At 38.8% G+C, this 14,332-nt stretch carries 16 protein-coding genes and 1 riboswitch; of the genes, 6 read left to right on the top strand and 10 right to left on the bottom strand.

Annotated elements, in window-relative coordinates:
* Positions 1 to 91: 91 nt before the first annotated feature.
* Genes K6D58_RS02325 through K6D58_RS02310 form a run of 4 tightly spaced genes read right to left on the bottom strand, consistent with a single transcriptional unit; the run spans position 92 to position 3,477 of the window.
* Positions 92 to 1,225 (bottom strand): NAD(P)/FAD-dependent oxidoreductase, encoded by a 1,134-nt coding sequence (locus K6D58_RS02325; RefSeq protein WP_296827150.1) that lies wholly within the window; start codon positions 1,223 to 1,225, stop codon positions 92 to 94.
* A gap of 1 nt (position 1,226) precedes the next feature.
* Positions 1,227 to 1,541, bottom strand: coding sequence for a (2Fe-2S)-binding protein (locus K6D58_RS02320; protein WP_296827148.1), 315 nt, complete (start codon positions 1,539 to 1,541; stop codon positions 1,227 to 1,229).
* A gap of 1 nt (position 1,542) precedes the next feature.
* Positions 1,543 to 3,129: an FAD-dependent oxidoreductase gene (locus K6D58_RS02315; RefSeq protein ID WP_296827146.1), complete on the bottom strand. Its 1,587-nt coding sequence runs from the start codon at positions 3,127 to 3,129 to the stop codon at positions 1,543 to 1,545.
* Positions 3,130 to 3,153: 24 nt separating this feature from the next.
* Positions 3,154 to 3,477 carry a (2Fe-2S)-binding protein gene (locus K6D58_RS02310; RefSeq protein ID WP_296827144.1) on the bottom strand — a complete coding sequence of 108 codons (324 nt, stop codon included), beginning with the start codon at positions 3,475 to 3,477 and terminating at the stop codon, positions 3,154 to 3,156.
* A 266-nt stretch (positions 3,478 to 3,743) separates the two neighbouring features.
* On the opposite strand from K6D58_RS02310, the gene K6D58_RS02305 reads away from it, so the two are divergent.
* Positions 3,744 to 5,687, top strand: coding sequence for an EAL domain-containing protein (locus K6D58_RS02305; RefSeq protein WP_296827142.1), 1,944 nt, complete (start codon positions 3,744 to 3,746; stop codon positions 5,685 to 5,687).
* Here the strand turns inward: K6D58_RS02305 and K6D58_RS02300 are convergent.
* Entirely contained in the window at positions 5,679 to 6,527 is an 849-nt protein-coding gene (locus K6D58_RS02300; protein WP_296827141.1) for an MBL fold metallo-hydrolase, read from the bottom strand. The genes K6D58_RS02305 and K6D58_RS02300 overlap by 9 nt on opposite strands.
* Positions 6,528 to 6,630: 103 nt before the next feature.
* Between K6D58_RS02300 and K6D58_RS02295 the strand changes: the two genes are divergently transcribed.
* Together K6D58_RS02295 and K6D58_RS02290 are read left to right on the top strand one after the other, a co-directional pair.
* The gene (locus tag K6D58_RS02295; RefSeq protein WP_296827140.1) at positions 6,631 to 6,915 is read left to right on the top strand and encodes a hypothetical protein; all 285 of its coding nucleotides are present in this window, start codon (positions 6,631 to 6,633) and stop codon (positions 6,913 to 6,915) included.
* 15 nt (positions 6,916 to 6,930) lie between these two features.
* Positions 6,931 to 7,368, top strand: coding sequence for a PIN domain-containing protein (locus K6D58_RS02290; protein WP_296827138.1), 438 nt, complete (start codon positions 6,931 to 6,933; stop codon positions 7,366 to 7,368).
* Positions 7,369 to 7,436: 68 nt separating this feature from the next.
* Here K6D58_RS02290 and thiC read toward each other — a convergent pair whose 3' ends face one another.
* Genes thiC through thiM form a run of 4 tightly spaced genes read right to left on the bottom strand, consistent with a single transcriptional unit; the run spans position 7,437 to position 10,994 of the window.
* Positions 7,437 to 8,750 (bottom strand): phosphomethylpyrimidine synthase ThiC, encoded by a 1,314-nt coding sequence (gene thiC, locus K6D58_RS02285; RefSeq protein WP_296827136.1) that lies wholly within the window; start codon positions 8,748 to 8,750, stop codon positions 7,437 to 7,439.
* A gap of 21 nt (positions 8,751 to 8,771) precedes the next feature.
* Entirely contained in the window at positions 8,772 to 9,560 is a 789-nt protein-coding gene (gene thiD / locus K6D58_RS02280; RefSeq protein WP_296827134.1) for a bifunctional hydroxymethylpyrimidine kinase/phosphomethylpyrimidine kinase, read from the bottom strand.
* Positions 9,557 to 10,192 carry a thiamine phosphate synthase gene (thiE, locus tag K6D58_RS02275; protein ID WP_296827132.1) on the bottom strand — a complete coding sequence of 212 codons (636 nt, stop codon included), beginning with the start codon at positions 10,190 to 10,192 and terminating at the stop codon, positions 9,557 to 9,559. Before thiE ends, thiD begins: the two co-directional genes overlap by 4 nt.
* Entirely contained in the window at positions 10,179 to 10,994 is an 816-nt protein-coding gene (gene thiM / locus K6D58_RS02270) for a hydroxyethylthiazole kinase (RefSeq protein ID WP_296827130.1), read from the bottom strand. The genes thiE and thiM overlap by 14 nt, the downstream gene beginning before the upstream one ends.
* A gap of 96 nt (positions 10,995 to 11,090) precedes the next feature.
* A riboswitch (TPP riboswitch) is annotated at positions 11,091 to 11,200 on the bottom strand.
* A gap of 85 nt (positions 11,201 to 11,285) precedes the next feature.
* On the opposite strand from thiM, the gene K6D58_RS02265 reads away from it, so the two are divergent.
* The 3 genes from K6D58_RS02265 to K6D58_RS02255 are packed head-to-tail and all read left to right on the top strand — an operon-like array spanning position 11,286 to position 13,467.
* Positions 11,286 to 12,230 carry a DMT family transporter gene (locus K6D58_RS02265; protein WP_296827128.1) on the top strand — a complete coding sequence of 315 codons (945 nt, stop codon included), beginning with the start codon at positions 11,286 to 11,288 and terminating at the stop codon, positions 12,228 to 12,230.
* On the top strand, positions 12,223 to 12,657 hold the full coding sequence (locus tag K6D58_RS02260; RefSeq protein WP_296827126.1) for a hypothetical protein: 435 nt from the start codon (positions 12,223 to 12,225) through the stop codon (positions 12,655 to 12,657). Before K6D58_RS02265 ends, K6D58_RS02260 begins: the two co-directional genes overlap by 8 nt.
* 15 nt (positions 12,658 to 12,672) lie before the next feature.
* Entirely contained in the window at positions 12,673 to 13,467 is a 795-nt protein-coding gene (locus tag K6D58_RS02255) for a DUF72 domain-containing protein (RefSeq protein WP_296827124.1), read from the top strand.
* Between the two features lie 72 nt (positions 13,468 to 13,539).
* Here the strand turns inward: K6D58_RS02255 and dctP are convergent.
* A partial coding sequence (dctP, locus tag K6D58_RS02250; RefSeq protein ID WP_296827122.1) for a TRAP transporter substrate-binding protein DctP occupies positions 13,540 to 14,332 on the bottom strand: 793 nt, incomplete at its 5' end.

Below are 14,332 nucleotides of genomic sequence, written 5' to 3'. Positions count from 1 at the left end.
GACCCAAAGACTGCCCGTTAAGGCGACACGTCTTTGAGTCATAATTTAACTCTATCTTATTGAGAATATTTTGTCAAATAGAGAATTATTCTTATTTAAATGGCTTAAATCTGTTGTAGCGCAAAGGACTTATGTCTGCAGGGCACTGTCCTGTAGTTATAAGTTCTGCAATGTTAAAGGCGGCTGCAGGTCCTATACCAAAACCGTGGCCGGTAAAGCCACATTCAATATAAAGTCCGGGAACTTCGTCACATTTAGAAACTGTGGCAACTCCGTCTACAGAAAAATCACCATAGCCGCCCCAGGCACGTACAACCTTTGCATCCTTTAATACAGGAAAGTATCCCAGGATACCACGGCTGGTAGCACTGACCATACTTGAACCTATAAGAGGGTAGGAGTCATCAATACGTGGATGAACTTCGTCAAAGCCGTCTGTTCCTCCCATTACAAAAGATCCGTGCTTTGTCTGATGTCCGTAAAAGTCTGCCATGGCAGTTCCCAGCATCTGCTTGAACATTTGTGGTTCTGCTTCCGTTACAAGACAGGTGAGGGCATGCTTTTTCATAGGAATGTTTATTCCCACTGTAGATAAAATTGCATTGCTTTCATAACCTGCTGCAACAACAACTGTGTCTGCTTCAAAAATCTGCTCAGGAGTTTCTACACCGCAAACCTTTCCTGCCTTTGTAAGAATTTTACTTACGGGAGCACCTGTAATAAAATCTGCTCCTAAGGCACGGGCGCATTTATAAAATCCCAGGGTTGTAGTAAGGGGATTTGCATGGCCGTCTGTAGGACACCAGCTGGCACCAATTACTTCATCACTCATGTAAGGATTTATTTTTTTAACTTCTGCAGCATCAATCATATTAACTTCTACGCCGCACTTATTTGCACCGTCAGCAAGCTTCTGAAGAATTTTAAGATGCTCTTCTGTTTTGCCAAGACGAAGGTTGCCACCCTGAGTGTATTCTGTGTCAACGCCAAGTTCTTCACTTAAACCAGGCCAGATATTTTTTACACCCCATATCATAAGGGGAAGTTCCTTAGGGTTTCTTCCGCTTTGTCTTACACCACCACCGTTACGGCTGGAACCTCCGTTGCCAATATAATCACTTGCTTCAAGGACAATAACTTTCTTTCCTTTTTTTGCAAGATAGTAAGCTGTAGCATTTCCTACGATTCCGGCGCCTATTACAATTACATCTGCTTTTGTCATCATATTAGAGTACCTCCTTTGCAAGAACTTTCATTTCTGTTGGTCTTACAGGACTGCGGCTTGTTGCAGGAGTAATCTGGGCAGGGCTTACTTTTTGTTCTGCAGCAACAATGCTCTTTACAAGTTTGGCACAGGTTTGTCCCTGACATAATCCCATTCCGGCTCTAAGGTAACGGCGGATTTCCTGCATGGTAAACATTCCATCATGTACTGCCCGGCGGATTTCTCCTTTAGTGATTTCTTCACATCTGCAGATGATCATGTCGTCATCTGGTCCCGGTACAAATTCACCTATATCTCTGCTTCTGTCATTCATCATTTTAGCACTCCTTATATTTCCAGAATCTTGCTGTCATTGTGTATTCAGAAGGAACCTTCATTGTAAGAAGATTTGTGTGATCAAAGGCGCCCGCACTTTTTACACTTACAACTTCTGCATCACAAAGAATCTGTCCGCTGCGGCTAAGGGCTTTTCCCACAGTTCCTTTTTCCGGAAGAGGGAGGAATTCATAAGGGAGGGTAATGCTTGTAAAGCCTGGTTCAAAATCTTCGTTAACCAAAAAGATTGCCTGACCTGAACAGCTGGCTACACACATACCGCATCCTGTACATCCGCAGTTTTCTTTTGCAACTACAGGCAGGGCTGTTATGCAGGAACCAATCTTAATGCAGTTTTTCTTACAGGCATCCTGACATGGGTTACATGGAATATTCTGAGTACATTCAATTACAGGATGAATACCCCTCTGTCTTGTTACGCCAGGGTAGCGTTCAATTTCGTCATCAGCTACATAACCTTTTGTAAGAAGACACTTAGAAACGGGAATGCCTTCGTCAGTTTTTTCTATAAGCTTTCCTCTGTTGGCAGGAGCAAACATTCCCTGACGGAGACTGTCCAGATCCTTTGCATAAGTCTCTTCTGTTTCTGCCATCTGACTTTCTTCCGTAAAGCCAAGTTTATAAGCTGCCCTGAGGCCGGCCATTCTTCCTTTAATCATTGCAGAACTTGCTTCTTCTATTCCGCTTACATCACCTGCAGCAAAAAGACATGGCACTGAAGTTTCTCCGTATTCATCTACCAGAGGAACCTGACCTCCTCTTTTTGGATTGTCTTCCATTTTACAGCCGGTCATTTTTAAAAGCTGACTCATAGGACTTAAGCCGACAGCAACACAAACTGTATCTACATCAAAATGAATTTCTGTTCCAGGAATAATTTTAAAGTGTTCATCAACCTTGCCGATTGTAACCCCTTCTACTTTTTCTGTCCCTTCAACTTTCTTAATAGTGTAACCAAGATAAAAAGGAACACCTGTACGGGCAACCTTTGCTGCATGAACACCGTAACCTCCGATTCTTGGAGCGGCATCAACTAAGGCTGCAACCTGACAGCCTGCCTGTAAAAGCTGAAAGCTTACAACAAGACCAACGTTACCGCTTCCAAGCATAAGTATTTTTTTACCAGGCTTAATTCCGTGAAGGTTCATCATGGTCTGGGCTGCACCTGCACCTATAACACCAGGAAGAGTCCAGCCTTCAAAAGGAACCATGTTTTCTGCAGCACCTGTTGCAATAATTACACTGTCTGCCTTGTAGTGATGAATCTCATCATCATGTTTAACAGTTACTTCCTTGTTATCAAAAATACCTGTAACTGTTGCATTTAGTTTTACCTGAACTCCGGCATCCCCTGCTTCTTTTAAAAGCTGGCTTCCAATATTGTAGCCGCGGATTTTTGCCTTATGTTCTTTTGAACCAAAAAATTTATGTATCTGCTTAAAAAGCTGTCCACCTGGTTTATGGTTTTCGTCAAAGACCATTACTGACATGCCCAGCTTTGCTGCTTCTATAGCTGCACTTAAACCTGCCGGACCTGCACCTACTACTATTAAGTTATATCTTTCCATGTCCGTATTCTCCTTTATAAAAAATTACCAGCTCTTTTCTGCTGAACAGCCATACTGGGTCTGAACTTTCATTCCAGCCTTTAACGGAGTAATGCAGGTTCTTGTATTAGGAACTCCGTCTACTACCATTACACAGTCAGTACAGCGGCCGATTGCACAGAAGATTCCTCTTGGCTTATGCTGTCTTGAAGTTTCCCTGTGTTTAAGAATACCTGCAGCACGTAAAGCTACGGCAATGGGTTCACCTTCGTATCCCTGCATTTCCTTACCATCCATTGTGAATGTTACAAGCTGGCCTTTTTCCGGAATCCCAAGGATAGGATGTTCTGATATTCTTTGTGTCTCCATTTTTTTCTCCTGTCAGATAATTTCTTAGGCTCAGTTAATTAACTTATGGCATCACTTTATTTGAATAAAGTTCTTCTTACTTGTAAAAAGGGGAACATAAAAATCTAAAAGTGAAAAAAAGAAATACCGAATGGATTTAAAACAAATTGTAAAAATCTGCAATAAATTATAATAAGCTTAAAAATTTTTTATTTTTTCTGAAAAAAAATTGAAATTCGAAATTCCTGTAGTAAAATTGAAACAATAGAAAGGTTGTAAGTAGAAAAATGAATGTTATTACAGGATTAAAAAGTATTGTTAAAAGAATATTCTCCTGGTTCAGGAATTCTCCTTTTGAAAGAGAATACATATTTACCGCCAACATATATTCAAGTCTTTTTGTTTCTGTAATTGTTGCCGTCCTTGAAATATGGATGCTGGTTATGATGTTTTCCGGAGTCATTAAAAATTCCGGCAACTATACTTTAGCCTGGCTTTTGTCTCATACCATTGCTTACAGCACCCTGCTTTTTACGGCAGTTTGCATGTTCATATATGCAATTCTTTTTTTACAGAAAAAAATCGTGGCGTACAAACTGGGAGCTTTTTTAAGGCTCTTTTTTTCTGTCACAATGCTTGTATTCGGACTTTATATTTCCTACTCAAGTAAAGATATGGCAGGACAGGTTTTTGCCTTTATTACAGTTTTAACAATAATCGGCAGCCTTTTTATCTGGCATCCCTTCTTTAGTTTCTTTGGTTTAAGCGCAATCTTTGGAATATATCTTTACCTTCAGTCAACCATAAGACCTATTACTTTAAGCGTTAAGGTTAATTCCTTTACCACATGGCTGGCATTTTTTGTAACAGCCCTTAACACTTATCATCAGAAAAAAATAGAAGCAGGAAAAGATGAAAAACTTAATGAAGTAAATCTTTATCTTGAACATAAATCCCGGGTCGATGAACTTACCCAGCTGCCTAACATGCACAGTTTTTACAGGTATTCAATTGAATATCTTAACAACGACAATAATGACATAAGCAATATCTGCTTTGTTTACATGGACTTATTTAATTTTAAAAACTACAACGAAAAGTATGGCTTTAAAGAAGGTACAAATTTCTTAAGGACTCTGGCAGGAATATTAAAAAAAGGCTTTGGTCAGGATTTTATTTCCCGATTTTCTGATGATCATTTTGTTGCCCTGACAGATGTTAATACTGTTGAAGAAAAAATAAAAATTGTAAATGAAGAATTAAAGAAAAAAGAAAGCATTGTTCAGCTAAGGATTAAGGCAGGTATTTATCGTCCAAAAGAAAGAATGTCTTCTCCAAACCTGGCCTGTGACCGGGCAAGATATGCCTGCGATACAATTAAAAAATTCTATGGTCGTGACTTAGTTGAATATGATGAAGTAATGCGAAAAGAATTTAAACTTAAGCAGTACATCATCAACAATATTGATCATGCTATAGAACATAATTACATTCAGGTTTATTACCAGCCTGTAGTATGGGCTCAGTCAGGAAAGATATGCGGAGTAGAGGCCCTTGCCCGATGGGAAGATCCATATTACGGCATGATTACCCCGGGAATATTTGTACCTGTTCTTGAAGAATATCATCTGATTCATAAACTGGACCTTAGCGTTATGAACACAGCCTGCAGTGATTTGAACAAGGCTTTGAATGACGGACTTGATATAATTCCAATATCTTTAAATTTTTCAAGACTGGACTTTGAACTTGCAGATCCGGCTCAGGAACTTGAAGCATGCTTAAAAAAATACGGGCTTTCAAAAAAACATATTCATGTAGAAATTACGGAAAGTGCCTTAAGCAACAGTAATGACAAGCTTAAACACGCCCTTGAAGAATTCCGCAAAAACGGTAATTCCCTATGGTTGGATGATTTTGGTTCAGGCTATTCCGGCTTAAATGTACTTAAAGATTTCAGCTTTGACCTGATGAAAATAGACATGGCCTTTTTGTCCCGCTTTACGGAGAATTATAAAGCCCAGCCTATCTTAATGAGCATTGTAAACCTTGCTTCCCAGATAGGAATGCAGACTCTTACAGAAGGTGTAGAAACCCAGGAAGCCAGTGAATTCTTAAAAAGAATTGGCTGTCAGAGGCTGCAGGGATTCCTCTTTGGAAAACCAATGAAAAAAGAAGAGCTGCTGGAAAAAATTAAAAACGGAACTTATGAAATCGATCCTTTAAAGTAGGGTAACTTCATCTCCGCAGTGAACGTAAAGCAGCTGGTCTTTCATTACAGCCTTCATTCTTTCAAACACTTCTTCTCCGGTACAATGGCAGGTGTAAAATTTGCAGGGCCAGGCTTTTAAAAGACCTGCTATTTCTTCTTCTTCCTTATAATCTTCTTCTGTATAACCCGACTTTTTCATAAGGTGAAAGCCGCTTATAACTGCATCAGGAGCTTTTTCTTCCTTATGTTTGCGCTGATATTCATCCATAATGTTAAGGATACCGTTGTGGGCACAGCCTGAAATTATTATTTTTTTACCTTCGCTTTCCAGTAAAAGACAATGTTCATGTACAAAATCATCCTGTATGTAAGAAAAAGTTTCTCCTTCTTTTTTACGGAGCATTATCCTTTTATTAGTAGAAGGAAGGGGGTAGGTACGCTTATCTATCCTGAATAAAGACAGTTCTTCGTCAATTTTAAGGTCTCCATCAATAAGTTTTACCTGGGGAAGGGAAAGTATATCCCGGTCAATTCCTATGTATCTGTAGCCCTTATCCGGCCCGTCAAAGGCAAAATGATCCTCTCCGGCAGATGACTGCATGTAAATTACAGCATTTTTGTTAAGCCTGGCAAATTCCATTAAGCCTCCTGAATGATCATAATGACCGTGGCTTAAAATAACTGTATCAATTAAGGAAAGATCTATGCCTAAATGAGCAGCATTTTCTATAAGGGCGCTGTCCGGACCGGCATCAAAGAGGATCCTGTGCTTTTTAGTCTGAATATAAAATGAAAGTCCGTGAACTGCCCTGCAGGCAAAATTTCCTGAAGTATTTTCTACTAAATTAATAATTTTCATGATATAATTATAATATAAAAAAAAATTTCTTAATATAGCAGAATATTTTGAAATAAAATTGATTTATAGCATTTACAGTGTTATATTTTAGGCGGGAAATTTTATGGAAAAAATAAATATCGAAGAAATCAACAAAGATTTAGACAAGATTCTCGAAGTAAGTGATGAAAAAGAAATTGTAATGCTTCTTTCATCAAAGGGAATCCGTGGTTATGTGCTCAAGCCGATGGTGTATTACGATACAGTTGCTAAATACACTCCAATTAATCCAGACTTGAAAGAATTAAAGAATTGCTATGATCATGCACCAGATGATATTGGATTTAAAATCCCTGGTTCTGAAAAATGGCATGGTTTTCTTAATGTAAGAAATAAGAAAAATAAATAATTCTTTGAGGTAAATATGGAAATTAAATATCTTCTTGACACAAGTATACTTGCAGAGTTTTCAAAAAAGAATCCTGATCCAAATGTAATGGCTGCATTTAAAAAAGTTAAGAGTAAGTGCGCCATTTCTGTAATCACCTGGCAGGAGCTTATGACCAGTGTAATTCTGGAAAAAGATGAAAGCAGAAAACGCTTTCTGTCTGAATGCTTGCAAACTCTTGGCTTGAATTTTCTTGTTGTTCCTTTTGAAAGGGATGAAGCCGCTTTAGCTGCTGATATGACTGCACACTTTGCAGATTTTTCTGATGCTGTGCCACCACAGGCCTGTCAGCTTTTTGCAACTGCATTATTTAATAAATATACAGTTGTAACTCATAATTCGGTTTATCTTGAACTTTTTCACAACAATCCAGGCATAAAAATCGAAGACTGGTTTGAATCTAAAGAAAAGTAAGAAAGGAAAATCACCATTAAAAAGCATTCCTTAAGACTTAGCTGCTAAGTAAAAGGAATGCTTTTTTTTTACAGAATATCAATCATCTGACCGCTTAAGGCTTTATTCATGCTTCTTACGGCACAGAATTTTCCACACATACTGCAGGTATCGCTGTGGTCATCTTCCGGCAGTCTTGAATCCCTTATTTCTTTAGCTCTCTGGGCATCAAGGGCACATTCAAACTGTTTGTCCCAGTCAAGATTTCTTCTTGCATCAGCCATTTTATCATCTATATCCCTGGCTCCAGGAATACCCTTGGCTATATCAGCGGCATGGGCGGCTATTTTAGAAGCAATAATTCCCTGGCGGACATCTTCTACATTTGGAAGGGCAAGGTGTTCTGCAGGTGTTACATAACAGAGGAAGGCTGCACCGTTTGCTGCAGCAATGGCACCACCAATAGCAGCTGTAATATGATCATAGCCGGGAGCAATATCAGTAACCAGAGGCCCAAGAACATAAAAGGGTGCTCCGGAACAAATTGTCTTCTGGACTTCCATATTTGCTGCAATCTGGTTTAAGGGAACATGACCTGGACCTTCTACCATAACCTGAACATCCTGAGCCCAGGCACGGCGGGTAAGTTCACCAAGACGAACAAGCTCTTCTATCTGACATACATCTGTTGCATCACTAAGACAACCCGGACGGCAGGCATCTCCTAAAGAAATTGTAACATCATATTCCCGGCAGATTTTAAGAATGTCATCAAAGTATTCATAAAAAGGATTTTCATTACCGGTCATGGACATCCAGGCAAAAACAAGACTTCCGCCACGGCTTACAATATTCATTTTGCGTTTATTGCTTTTTATTTGTTCAATAGTTTTTTTTGTAATGCCGCAGTGAAGGGTAACAAAATCAACTCCGTCCTGAGCATGAAGCCTTACTACATCAATAAAATCCTGTGCTGTTAAAGTTGCAAGATCCCTCTGATAATGAATTACTGAATCATAAACCGGGACTGTACCAATCATTACAGGACATTCTTCTACAAGCTTCTGTCTGAAAGGCTGAGTATTACCATGGCTGGATAAATCCATAATGGCATTGGCACCAAGGGCAACTGCGCTTTTTACTTTTTCCATTTCCATATCATAATCACGGCAGTCTCTTGATATCCCTATGTTGGCATTTATTTTTGTCCTTAACATGCTGCCAACACCCTGGGCTTTTATACACTTATGATTTTTATTTGCACAGATTACAACTTTACCTTCTGCTACCAGCTGAATTAATTTTTGAGCTTCCATATTTTCTTCTTTGGCAACAGCCTTGATTTCTTCTGTAAGGATTCCTTTTTTTGCAGCATCCATCTGTGTTGTATAATTTCTTGTCATAGTAATATTCCTTTTTTATTTTTATATTTCTTTTATTCTGCACATATGGTTTAATGGCCCGGGACCCTGCCCAAGATTAAGACCGGCATTTAATGCGCTGGTAAGAAAGCCCTTTGCATTTTTTATAGACTGAATCAGGGGAGTACCCTTTGCCAGATTTGCACTTATTGCAGAAGAAAGGGTACAGCCTGTTCCATGAGTGTTGGGATTATTGATTTTTTTTCCTTCAAACCATACAAAGCCGTTTTTTCCGTAAAAGCAGTCACTGGCATCATTAACAGAGTGACCTCCTTTTAAAAGCACATTACAGCCGAACATGGAAAATATTTTTTCTGCAGCCTTTTCCATATGATTTCTGCTGGTGATTTTTAAAGCTGTAAGTCTTTCTGCTTCCGGAATATTTGGAGTTATAAGAGTGGCAAGAGGAAAGAGTTTATTTTCTAAATCCTTTAATGCAGAGGGAAGAAGGAGCTGTGACCCGCTGGTAGAAACCATAACCGGATCAAGAACAATGTTTTCTGCCTTATGATAAACAAGATACTCTGCTATTGCGTCAATTGCTTCAGAAGAGCTGGTCATGCCTATCTTTACACTGTCGGGCCTTATATCAGTAAAAACCGCATCTATTTGTCCCCTTATAATTTCCGGATCCATATCCTGAACTGCAAAAACTCCCCTGGTATTCTGAACGGTAACTGCAGTAATTGCAGACATTCCGTAAACACCAAGGGCTGTAAAAGTTTTTAAGTCAGCCTGAATGCCGGCTCCACCAGAGGAATCACTGCCTGCAATTGTTAAAGCGGTTTTCATATTACTTCCTTTATCTTTTTAAGAAGATTAGAGCAGGCCTCCTTTATATCAGGGGCAGAAAAGATTGCACTGATTATGGCAGCTCCTGCAATTCCGCTTTTTTTAAGAAGGCTAAGGTTTTGCTGATTTATTCCGCCGATTGCCACAACTGGAATCTTTACCTTACTGCATATTTCTTTAAGGCTTTCCGGACTAACATAAATGGCATCATCTTTTGTCGAAGTATTGAATACAGCTCCTACTCCAAGATAATCTGCTCCGTTTTCCTGAGCCTCCAGGGCTTCTTCCAGAGTCTGAGCTGATACTCCGATAATTTTATCTTTACCAAGCAGCTGCCTTGCTTTAATAAGTTCCATGTCACTTTGTCCAATGTGAACTCCGTCAGCATCAGTTTCTTTTGCAAGAAGAACATTATCATTAATTACAAATGGGACCTTGTAAGATGAGCAGAGTTTTTTTAATTCCAAAGCTTCTTTTTTAAAATCTTCTTCGCTGATATTTTTTTCCCTCAGCTGAACCATGGTAACTCCGCCTTCAAGACTTTCTTTTACCTGCTCGTAGAGGCTTTTATTTTGAGTCCAGTGGCGGTCTGTTACTGCATATAATGCAAGAGAATCCCTATTTAATTTCATAAAGGGCACCTTCCTGCAGCATCTCGTCAGTCATGTTGTAAACTGCATCGATTATTCTTTTTGCATAACTTGCATTGCCTTCATAAGGAGCAAGGTTCTTTTTTGCAATCTGTCCTGCCAGACCCATAGTGCAGACAGCCATTGCTGCAGCTTCAAGTTTATTTTTTTTATTTGCACAGATAAAGGCTGTAAGAAGAGCAGAGAGCTGGCAGCCTGTTCCTGTAATATCCTTCATTGCCTTGTCACCGTTTTTAATTACGTAGCAGATTTTTCCGTCAGTTACGATATCGGTTTTTCCTGTAACGGCGATAATGCTGCCGCTTTTAATGGCAAAGGTTTTAAGATATTCAATCATTTGATAGAGGTTGTTTTCATTTATCTGGTCTGCGTCATTTGCATCTACACCCTGTGTAGAACAGCTGCTGCCGGCAAGGGTTTTTATTTCTGAAATATTTCCACGAATTACATCAAAGTGAATTTTTTTAATAAGTTTAAGGGCTGTTTTTGTCCTGAGTTTACTTGCACCTGCACCAACAGGATCAAGGACAAGAAGATGTCCCAGCTTTTGAGCATGCTGTCCGGCAATTAACATGGACTTAATTGTACGGCTGTTAAGGGTTCCGATATTTATACAAAGTCCATTACAGATAGAAGTAATGTCTTTAACGTCATTTTTGTCATCGGACATGATTGGACTTGCACCAGATGCAAGAACTACATTAGCTACGTCATTCACTGTTACGTAATTTGTCATACAGTGAACCAGAGGGTGGGCTTCCCTTACATTTTTAATGATATTCATGAATACTCTCCAGGACTAACCATGGAGGAACTGTACCCGCATTTTTATACCGGAATATAAAAAAAGCGGATATACCACTATCAGATATATCCGCTGTATATGCGAAGTTCATATCCCTACGTTGGCATTATCCAAATCAGGTTATGGGTCCAGACATTCATTCTGTTCTCAGCCGGCTTGATACGCCAGCTCCCCTTAATTTATGAATCGAGTTATAACATTTTAGTTTAACTTATGCAATGGTTAATTATGTAATAGCAAGCAAGGTCTTTTTCTGCTAGACTATCCGGCATGAATAATACTAATCATATCACAGGCCTGCTTTTTGCCAGCCTTGCAATATTTATCTGGGGAATAACCTTTGTATGTACAAAATATCTTTTAAAAAGCTTTTCTGCCTTTGAGATTCTTTTTATCAGGTTTATTCTGGCTTATCTCGCCTTACGTCTCCTTCACCGGGATTCAATTCACGTTAAGGCAAAAAAAGAAGAACTTTATTTTATGCTGGCAGGCTTTTCCGGAGTGGCAGCATATCAGCTTTTAGAAAACATGGCTCTGGCCTATACATCGGCTTCTAACGTAAGTATTATTGTTTCTGTCTGTCCTATATTTGCAGCCATACTTTCACAGATTATCCTTAAAGAAAAACATCTGACACTTACATTTATGCTGGGATTTATTCTTTCTATCTCCGGAATTGCATTAGTCAGTTTTAACGGAGTAGTGGTCTTTCATTTAAGTCCAAAGGGAGACCTGCTGGCACTTTCTGCTGCTGTCTGCTGGGGAATCTATTCAATCTGTATTTCCAAACTCAATGCCATGGGCTTTTCTTCCATGCTGGTAACAAGAAGGGTTTTTCACTGGGCAATTATTTTTATGATTCCAATAGCAATTATTTCTCTGTTAATGAATAATCCATCTGACAACTTAAAGATTTTTCTTGATGCAGGGACTAATGCAAAACGTTTTTCTGATCCATTAAACTGGTTTAATCTTTCTTTCTTAGGATTAGGAGCAAGTGCCTTTTGTTTTTCTGCCTGGAGTATTGCCTGTGATAAACTGGGAACAATAAAAGCCAGTCTTGGAATATACCTTATTCCTGTTGTTACGATTATATTTGCTTTTTTTGTTTTGGGAGAAAGAATTACTCTTATGGGAGCAGCAGGAAGTATTCTTACAATTGCAGGTCTGTTTGTAAGTTCAATTAAAAAAAATTCAGGAGAAGTAAATGAATAAGTTACAGGAAGAAATTGCAAAAGCCTTAACCCAGCTTTCGGATAAATCCCTTATTACAGAAGCAATACTTACAAAAAAAATCCGCCAGAACTTAAAAATAGAAAGTAAAAATAAAGCAGGACTTTCTTTTACTGATGTAGAAGAAGCCCTTAGCTTTATAGAAGAAAATAATAACCTTCATTTTTCCCTTCATGCAAATTCTGCAAATGACCTGCTTATAAAGGCTGCAGAAAATACATCCCTCCTGGATACAGAAAGCAGAAAGCGCCGCCTGTCCAGCCAGAAGTCCATGACTCTTTTAACGGAAGCAGATATTAAAAATGCCCTTAGTGGAAAATCAGGCAGGGGACCAAAAGCAAAAGGGAAGCGTACGGAAAAAAAATCCCTTAACATAAACCGCAGTTATGATGACTGGGAGCAGGCATAACACTTTCTTGTAAAGATGAAAGAAATACTTATTGGAACAAGCGGTTACGATTATCCTGAATGGATGGGTGTCTTTTATCCCGCTGATATAAAACGAAAAGATTTTCTCTCTTACTATGCACAAAGATTTAATGCTCTTGAAGTAAACAATACTTTTTATAATATGCCTGATTCAAAAAGAATGATCAGTATGTATGATCGGACAGAAGGAAAAATTCAATTCAGTATAAAGGCAAATAAACTTTTAACCCACCAGATTGATTATAACTGGCAGACAGCTGCTGATGAATTTATTTCTGCAGTTATGCCTCTTAAAGAAAAAGGATGTCTTGCCTCTATTTTGTTTCAGCTGCCACAAAGTTTTCATTACACAGAAAATAATCGTTTTTATCTTGCGGCCTTGTTAAAGAAATTTTCAGGACTTCCTTCTGCTGTAGAATTCCGTCACAGGGAATGGATAAGGGAAAGTCTTTTTGAAGGCTTAAACAAGAGAAATACTTCAATAGTTTTTTGTGATATGCCTCAGTTAAAATATCTGCCTGATGGAAAAATCTGCCGCACTCCTTTTACAGGAAGCACTGCTTATATAAGGCTCCATGGAAGAAATGCTGCTGCCTGGTATGCTTGCGGTGACAGTGTAAATGGAAGTGCCCGCTATGATTACGACTACTCTCAGGAAGAATTAAAGTCATTTATTCCTGTAATAAATCAGGCTGTACATGAAGATAAAAAAGTGCAGATTTATTTTAACAATCATCCAAAAGGAAGCGGTGCCTTAAATGCCCTGAGCCTTAAGGATATGCTTTTCTAAAAAAAAATGCCTTACTGCAAAAAGCATAAAAACTTTTGCAATAAGGCATTCTATAAAAATAGAAAATCTTTTTTACTGTAATGCACGGATCGAGTTTATAATGCTCATGTATTTGCTTCCGTGTTTTTCATAAACAGGTTCCATTGCTTTCTGAAAGTCAGAGTAGGTTGAATCCGAAAGCTGAATTACGGTACAGCCGTTTTCTCTTGCAACTCTTTCTGAATAAGCTTCTCTTTCCTGCCATTTTTGAATTTCGTATTCCTGGGTTTGCTTTGCAACTCTTTTGATGATTTCTACATCCTTCGGGTCCAGTCTGCTTAAAACTTTTTTTGATGCAATAAGAATTTCCGGAACACGGGTGTGCTGGTCCAGAATAAAATATGGAGCAATTGAATAGTCACCGTTACTCTGATAAGTAGGGAAGTTATTTTCTGCACCATCAATCTTATTTCTTTCTATTGCACCCCTGACTTCTGTCATGCTTAAACCTGTAACACCCTTTGCACCAAGAGCTGTACACATATCAAGCATGATAGGACTTCCAAGAACCCTGATTCTAAGTCCCTTCATATCTTCAACAGAGTAAACAGGTTTTGTAACATAAAAATTTCTTGAGCCGGCATCATAGTAACAAAGACCAACAAGCCCGGAACCAGAACTTTCTATTCCGCCTAAAATTGTCTGACCTATATCACCGTTAAGAACCTTCCACATGTGTTCTGAATTTTTATAAAGATAAGGAAACTGAATTGCATTTATCTGATCTACATAGGCAGAAACAGAAGATGCAGAAACTCTGGTAAAGGCCAGGTCTCCGTATTTAAGGGCTTCAATAGCATCACCTTCATTAGAAGCAAGGGCACCA

The organism is Treponema sp. (assembly GCF_024696245.1).
Classification (GTDB): domain Bacteria; phylum Spirochaetota; class Spirochaetia; order Treponematales; family Treponemataceae; genus Treponema_D.
This window is presented reverse-complemented; position numbering and strand designations above follow the sequence as displayed.